We start from the raw sequence: 6562 nt of genomic DNA, 5'->3' as shown, positions 1-6562 counted from the left end.
CGACGTGGACGCCAACCCGCAGACCGCCGCGCAGTTCCAGGTGGTGTCCATCCCCACCATGATCCTGTTCAAGGACGGAGACCCGGTGAAGCGAATCACCGGCGCCAAGGGCAAAGCCGCGCTGCTGCGCGAGATTTCGGAATTCGTCGACTAGCTTTTGGGGACCGGCACCGCCAGAATCGCCTCGGCGAGGATTTCGGTGACGACCTCCGGCCGGGTGATCAGCGCCGCGTGATCCACCCGGTGTGTCCGCGTGTGGGCATTCATGCGTGCGGCCGTGAACTTTTGGGTGGCCGGGTTGATCAACCGGTCTTCCTCGGCGATCAGATGCCAGGTGGGTAGCCTCTTTCCATCCGGTTTCGGGCACCGGCTTCTGGATGCACGCCGCGGCGATGGGCCGCTCGGCCGCGGCGAGCATCGCGTGTTCCCGGTCGCCCGAGTGCTGGGCGAAGGCGTCGCCAAAGGCGTTGGTGGGAAGCCAGATCCAACCCTGGTCGTCGGGTGCGAGTTCGGGTGTCCGCGGGCCCGGGGGATTGCGGTAGAAGACGTCGGCGACGGCCTCGCCCCCGTCGGGAGCCAGGGCCGCGACGTAGACCAGCGCCCGCCACCCGCGGGTGGCAGGTCGCTCCGATGACGCCGCCGGCGTAGGCGTGACCGGCCAGTTCTTCGTCCACCACGAGGACGTGCGGCGGGCGAACGGGCTCACGCCGCGTGTTCTGGCGCCGGACATGGATGCTGCCTTGTGGCGCAACGTGTATCGTAGCGGCCGGTTTCTCGGCAGGCGGCTTCGCGGTGGTGGGCTCGAGGTGGTGTGGGCCGCTGCCGGCCAGCGGGTCGTGGTGCGGAAGGGTTCGCCGACGGCCTCACTCAGCGGCGCTACGGAAGCCGTTGCGGCGGTGCGTCGTACGCACTTGGGCATGTGAGCGCGGTGGGGCGCCGCTCAGTCACATCGGCCACACGTGCCCCTGGCCCAGGCGACCGGCTTTGTGCCCGCCTCGTAGCGACAAACCTTGCGGCGGCGGGATTTGTCGCTACGAGGCGGGCACATCGGCACGTCGCACAGACTTGTGAGGCGTGGGTCAACCGAACAGCACGTCGGGGTTGAGGATGCCCGCCGGGTCGAAGCTGGCCTTGATGCGGCGCATGAGGTCGACCTTGACCGGGTCTTCGAGTTCGAGGAAGTACGGGGTCTTGGCGCGGCCCAGGCCGTGTTCGCCGGAGATGGCGCCGCCCAGTTCCATGGCGAGCGCGAAGATGTCGGTCATGAGCTTCTTGCGCGCGGCCGGGTCCTTGCAGAAGATCGCCAGGTGCACATTGCCGTCGCCGGCGTGCCCGCAGCCGGCCGCGGCGGCGCCCGCGGCCCCCGCCAGCTCCCGCGCGCCGGCAAGGAATTTTGGCATCGCGCCGCGCGGCACCACGGTGTCGATGATGTCGTCGGCCCCGATCGCCTTGGCGGTCCAGAACGCCTTCTCGCGGGCCTCGATCAGCTTGCGCGCCGAGCTCCCTTCGAGCACGTAGGCGTCGGCGGCGCCGAGCTCGGCCAGCAGCTCGCCGGCCCGCTCGACGTCCTCCTCGAGCCGTGCTGCCGTCCGGCTCTCCAGCGCCACAACGAGATACGCCTGGCAGGCGTCGCGGACCTGATCGGGGATGCCCAGCTCCAGGTGCTGGGTATGGACGAGCGCGGCCATCGTCATGGTGTCGACGTATTCGAGGATGTAGGGGCCGAGGCCGCTGGCCGCGATCACCGGGACCGCCGCCATCACCTGATCGAAGTCGCCGAACGGGGCCAGCACGGTGGCGCTGTGCTCGAGCCGCGGGTGCAGCTTGACGATCACCTCGGTGGCCAGCGCCAGGGTGCCTTCGGAGCCCACGATCAACTGCGTCAGGTCGTAGCCGGTGGAGACCTTGGCGATCCTGCCGCCGGTGCGGATGATCTCACCGGTCGGCAGCACCGCCTGCAGGCCGACCACGTTGTGGCGGGCGATCCCGTACTTGACCGCGTTCATCCCGCCGGCGTTGGTGCCGACGTTGCCGCCGACGCTGGAGGACAGTTCGCCCGGGTGGACCATGTAGCGCAGCCCGAATCGGGTGGTCTCGGCGTCCAACTCGGTCAGCGTCACTCCCGGTTGCACGACGGCGACCTGGTTGACCGTGTCGACCTCGAGGACGGCGTTCATCCGCTCGAAGGAGATCAGCAGCCCGTCGGCCCGGGGGATCGCCGCACCCGACAGCCCGGTGCCGGACCCGCGGGCCGTCACGGGGATTGCCTGCGCGGTAGCAACTTTCAGCAACTCCGCGACCTCCTGCGCGGTGGCCGGCTTGGCGACGCAGGCCGGCCGCTGCGGGGCCGCAGTGAGTTCCTCGTCGTGGCCGTAGTCGTCGGGGATCGCGTCACCGGTGAGCAGGTTGGCGGCGCCGACGATCTGCGCGAAGCGCGTCGCGGTCATTGGTCCAACAACCGCAGCGGGTGCAGGCCGTCGACGGCGCCGACGAACGGGGGATGGATGCTGTAGCCGATCATGCGCTGAAGGTCTGCCGAGAGCGTGCGGGCGACCTCGCGGGGCACCGACAGGGTGAAGGCCTCCATCGGTCGCAGCCACGGTTGGCAGTACTGGGCGGTGATGGCGAGCCGGTCCCGGTCGGTGGTGTTGGCGCCGCCGCCGTGCCAGAGGGTTCCGATGAAGAAGACGCACGAGCCGGCGGGCATGACGACCGGCAGCGCCGGGTCGTCGGGCCCGGGTGGGCGCCTGCCCCAGCGGTGACTGCCGGGCAGCACCACTGTGGCTCCGTTGTCGGCGGTGAAGTCGTCGATCGCCCAGATCGTCGCGGCGGCCAATGGTTCCCGCGGCCGCGGGATCGGGTAGAAGCCGTCGTCGTGGTGGGCCAGCTGCGCGGACTCGCCGGGCTGGATGTTGATGGCCTGCAACGCCGACAGCAGGTAGTTGGGCATCAGGAGCCGGTCGAGCACGGCCAGCACCCGCGGGTGGTCGGCCAGGCGGTCGCACACCCGCGTGCGGCTCAGCACGCTGTAGATGCGCTGCGTGCGGCGGCCCTCGAAGGAATTGCGGCCGGTGTGTCCCAGCCAGGGGCCGACGGTGTCGCGGATGGAGCGGCGCTCGTCGGCGTCGAGCAGGTTCTCCCACACGACGTAGCCGTCGCGCTCCAGGGCCGCCATGTCGGTGTCGACGACCGCGCGGTCCACCGAGGCGCCGCCGGTCTGGGTCCAGCGGTGCCGGCCCGCGAGATCTCCCTTGAGGTCGTCCAGCGTCGTGACGGGATCGTCGTCGATGGTCATATACGTGACCCTGGCCCCAACGCGACCGCGGGTCAAGTGACCCAGTGCCCGGCGCGTCCCCTCGCACGCCGCGATATTCGGCGGCGGAAGCATTGTCCTACAATTGTGCTACTTTCGTAGCATGTCTGAGGTGGGATCCCGCGAGCTGCGCAACGACACGGCGGGGGTGCTGCGGCGCGTGCGGGAGGGCGAAGACGTCACTATCACCGTCAAAGGCCGTCCCGTCGCGGTGCTCATGCCCATTCGTCCCCAGCGCCGACGCCGGCTGAGCAAGGCAGAGTTGCTGTCGCGATTGCGCCGTGCTCAAGCCGATCCCGGGTTGCGCGAGGATCTCCGCGCGCTCGCAGGCGACACCACCGACGATCTGGGGCCCATCCGATGACCGAGACGCGCGCGGTCGGAGTGCTGGATACGTCAGTGTTCATGGCGACCGAGAGCGGCCGGGGCCTCGATGAGTCGCGCATCCCCGACGAGGTCGCCACCACCGTGATCACCCTCGCTGAGTTACACGCCGGCGTGCTGGCCGCGGCGTCTTCCGAGGTGAGGGCGCAGCGCCTTGCGACACTGGACGCCGTGGGGGACATCGAAGCGCTGCCCGTCGACGACGAAGCGGCGCGCATGTGGGCGCGGCTTCGGATCCATCTGGCCGAGAGCGGTCGACGGGTGCGGGTCAACGACCTGTGGATCGCGGCCATCGCGGCATCGCGAGCGCTGCCCGTGGTCACCCGGGACGCCGGCTTCGTCGCCCTCGAAGGTGCCGCCGGCCTGACCGTCATCCGGGTATGACCGGCCTCGCCTGCACCGCGCCTCGGTGTTGGTGTCAGCGGCGTTTGGCGGATCGGGCCGCGGCGTCGAGCGCGTCGTAGGCGGCGTCGAGGCGTTGTCGCCTGCGCCGGTTGGGTTCGTGGTTGGCTTCCGCGGCCACAGCGTCGATGAGCTCGTCGAGCTGTTCGGCGGTGACCGCGAGGACCGCATCGCCGCCGTGGGCGCGGATTGCGAACACCAGCCGTTCGAGTTCGGCTTCCAGGAAGGCCAATTCGCGGAGCGCGGCGGCCACCTCGTGAGAGACGACGATCTGGTGCACGGCGCCGACGAGCGTGGGCCGTCGACGACGCAGATCGAAGGGCGATTCCTCCCAGTTGCTGATCACGCCGTCGTCGCCGCAGGCGCTGCATCGCCAGGCGATCGGCGAGCCCGGCTCGCTGCGTTGCACGATCATCCGACCGGGGCAGCGACGGTTGGCGGGCCGACGCCGACACGGCAGCGCGCTCTCCCACGCGATCAGGGCGTCGCCCGCCGTTGCCGCCCGCACGATGGTGCCCAGGTGCTCGGCCAACCGGCGGGCCGGTCCCGGCGCGTCGGGGGGCATGTCGAGAAAGTGCTCCAGGTCGGTCACGTACATGCGCGTGACGGTATCCGATGCGGGCTTCGGAGGCGCTGTTGCGATGGCAACCGCTGGGCGACGAGGCGCATGCGGCGGGCGCCCGGTCAATGCACCACCGGCTCGCGGCGAAACGAGGGGGTTCGAGCCGGTGCTTGCACTACGCTCCCGGGCATGCACGAGGGGCTCTACGAGTCGCTGCTGACCGAGCGGTTGAACCGGGCGTTGGCTGAGCGCGCTGACCTGCGTCCCGAGATCGGCCCGGTCGATGATGCCGAGCAGCCAGTTGCTCTCGCACGCCATCTCACACCGCTCATCGAACGCGCGCTGCGCGCGGCGAGAACCCCGCAAGACCGCGTCGATGTGGTACGCCGAATCCTGGCAGCGTTGCCCGACCCCGACGCGATGACCGAGGCGTTGCATCAACGCGAGGTCGGGAAAATCGAACGGCTCGACGAGGTCATCGAGGCCACGCGTCTCGGCGCCATCCGTTTGCCACGGCCCGCCACCCCGTTGTCCGACGCCGCGCTGATGACCAACGGACACAACGAGCCGACCTTGGCCGCCGAGCTGCGGGCCGAGCTCGCCAGCGCCGATCAGGTCGATTTGTTGTGCGCGTTCGTCAAGTGGCAGGGCCTGCGGCTGCTGGAGGACGAACTCGGTGAGCTGCGACGGCGCCACGTGCCGCTGCGGGTCATCACGACGACCTATCTCGGGGCCACCGACGCACGCGCCCTCGACGCGTTGGTCGACGAGTTCGGCGCGCAGGTGCGGGTCAACTACGAAACCCAGCGCACCCGGTTGCACGCCAAAGCGTGGTTGCTGCGCCGTAACACCGGCTTTCACACCGCCTACGTGGGGTCGAGCAACCTGTCACACGCGGCCCTGGTCGACGGGCTGGAATGGAATGTGCGACTGTCGGCGGTGTCGACTCCGCACCTGCTGGAGAAGTTCCGCGCCACCTTCGAGTCGTATTGGCAGAACCGTGAGTTCGAGGCCTACCGACCGTCATCAGACGGGGACCGGCTGCGCGCGGCGCTGGCCACCGCCGCCGGTGGGCGTCCCAAGGACGGGCTTGCCGTCACACTGTCCGGTCTCGAGGTGCACCCCAAGCCATTCCAGGCCGAGATGCTCGAGGAGCTCGACGCGGAGCGGACATTGCACGACCGGCACCGCAATCTGGTCGTGGCGGCCACCGGGACCGGAAAGACGGTGGTTGCCGCCCTGGACTATCGGCGCCTCGTGCGCGAACGACACGGCCGCGACTTGACGCTACTGTTCGTCGCCCACCGCAAGGAGATCCTCACCCAGGCCCGGCGCATGTACCAGGAAGTGCTGACCGAGCCGACGTTCGGTGAGCTCCTCGTCGGTGGGGACCAGCCGATCACGTGGCGGCCCGTCTTCGCGAGCATCCAATCGCTCTCGGCTGACCGGCTTGCCACCATCGATCCCGGCCATTTCGACGTGGTCGTGGTCGACGAGTTCCACCATGCCGAGGCCACGTCCTATCGGCGACTACTCGACCATGTGCAGCCCATCGAACTGCTCGGCCTGACCGCGACGCCCGAGCGCGGCGACGGCGTGGACGTCCGCGAATTCTTCGACTGGCGAGTAGCTGCCGAACTTCGACTCTGGGACGCCCTCGAGCAGCACCTGCTGTGCCCCTTCCACTACTTCGGGGTGCACGACGGAGTCGACCTGGGCGGCTTGCAATGGAAACGCGGCGGATACGAGTTGTCCGCGTTGAGCAACCTGTACACCGGCAACGACGCCCGCACGCGCATTGTGCTGAAAGAACTGCGCGACAAGGTGTTCGACGTGGCTGCCATGCGCGCACTGGGCTTCTGCGTCAGCATCGAGCACGCCCGATACATGGCGGATCGGTT

General features: G+C 69.2%; 8 protein-coding genes and 1 pseudogene. 5 read left to right on the top strand and 4 right to left on the bottom strand.

All coding sequences use genetic code 11. The features are described 5' to 3' along the window. Window positions 1-154 (top strand): thioredoxin family protein (locus tag AC2VOK_RS11620; RefSeq protein ID WP_428900602.1); only part of this gene is annotated, 154 nt, incomplete at its 5' end. Here AC2VOK_RS11620 and AC2VOK_RS11615 read toward each other — a convergent pair. Further along, on the bottom strand, window positions 151-306 hold the full coding sequence (locus AC2VOK_RS11615) for a hypothetical protein (RefSeq protein WP_428900601.1): 156 nt from the start codon (window positions 304-306) through the stop codon (window positions 151-153). The two genes, AC2VOK_RS11620 and AC2VOK_RS11615, sit on opposite strands and share 4 nt — an antisense overlap. 353 nt (window positions 307-659) lie before the next feature. On the opposite strand from AC2VOK_RS11615, the pseudogene AC2VOK_RS11610 reads away from it, so the two are divergent. Further along, window positions 660-923: pseudogene (locus tag AC2VOK_RS11610) on the top strand (TIGR03085 family metal-binding protein); the annotation flags it as partial. 156 nt (window positions 924-1079) lie between these two features. Here AC2VOK_RS11610 and AC2VOK_RS11605 read toward each other — a convergent pair. Then, window positions 1080-2447 (bottom strand): FAD-binding oxidoreductase, encoded by a 1368-nt coding sequence (locus AC2VOK_RS11605; RefSeq protein ID WP_428900600.1) that lies wholly within the window; start codon window positions 2445-2447, stop codon window positions 1080-1082. Then, window positions 2444-3295 carry a phytanoyl-CoA dioxygenase family protein gene (locus tag AC2VOK_RS11600; RefSeq protein ID WP_428900599.1) on the bottom strand — a complete coding sequence of 284 codons (852 nt, stop codon included), beginning with the start codon at window positions 3293-3295 and terminating at the stop codon, window positions 2444-2446. The genes AC2VOK_RS11605 and AC2VOK_RS11600 overlap by 4 nt, the downstream gene beginning before the upstream one ends. A gap of 121 nt (window positions 3296-3416) precedes the next feature. Between AC2VOK_RS11600 and AC2VOK_RS11595 the strand changes: the two genes are divergently transcribed. Continuing rightward, a complete protein-coding gene (locus AC2VOK_RS11595; protein WP_428900598.1) occupies window positions 3417-3677 on the top strand; it encodes a type II toxin-antitoxin system Phd/YefM family antitoxin in 261 nt (86 codons plus the stop codon). Continuing rightward, window positions 3674-4081 (top strand): type II toxin-antitoxin system VapC family toxin, encoded by a 408-nt coding sequence (locus AC2VOK_RS11590; protein ID WP_428900597.1) that lies wholly within the window; start codon window positions 3674-3676, stop codon window positions 4079-4081. The genes AC2VOK_RS11595 and AC2VOK_RS11590 overlap by 4 nt, the downstream gene beginning before the upstream one ends. A gap of 34 nt (window positions 4082-4115) precedes the next feature. Here the strand turns inward: AC2VOK_RS11590 and AC2VOK_RS11585 are convergent, their stop codons facing one another. Next, entirely contained in the window at window positions 4116-4697 is a 582-nt protein-coding gene (locus tag AC2VOK_RS11585; protein WP_428900596.1) for a hypothetical protein, read from the bottom strand. 153 nt (window positions 4698-4850) lie between these two features. Here AC2VOK_RS11585 and AC2VOK_RS11580 point away from each other — a divergent pair. Next, window positions 4851-6562, top strand: a 1712-nt coding sequence (locus AC2VOK_RS11580; protein ID WP_428900595.1) for a DEAD/DEAH box helicase, incomplete at its 3' end; no start/stop codon positions are given.

Source organism: Mycobacterium sp. TH-M116 (assembly GCF_057473685.1).
This window is presented reverse-complemented; position numbering and strand designations above follow the sequence as displayed.

Excerpts from the sequence above, each read along its gene's own strand:
- AC2VOK_RS11605 (WP_428900600.1), bottom strand. The coding sequence starts at position 2,447 with ATGACCGCGACGCGCTTCGCGCAGATCGTCGGCGCCGCCAACCTGCTC.
- AC2VOK_RS11600 (WP_428900599.1), bottom strand. The coding sequence starts at position 3,295 with ATGACCATCGACGACGATCCCGTCACGACGCTGGACGACCTCAAGGGA.
- AC2VOK_RS11595 (WP_428900598.1), top strand. The coding sequence starts at position 3,417 with ATGTCTGAGGTGGGATCCCGCGAGCTGCGCAACGACACGGCGGGGGTG.
- AC2VOK_RS11590 (WP_428900597.1), top strand. The coding sequence starts at position 3,674 with ATGACCGAGACGCGCGCGGTCGGAGTGCTGGATACGTCAGTGTTCATG.
- AC2VOK_RS11585 (WP_428900596.1), bottom strand. The coding sequence starts at position 4,697 with ATGTACGTGACCGACCTGGAGCACTTTCTCGACATGCCCCCCGACGCG.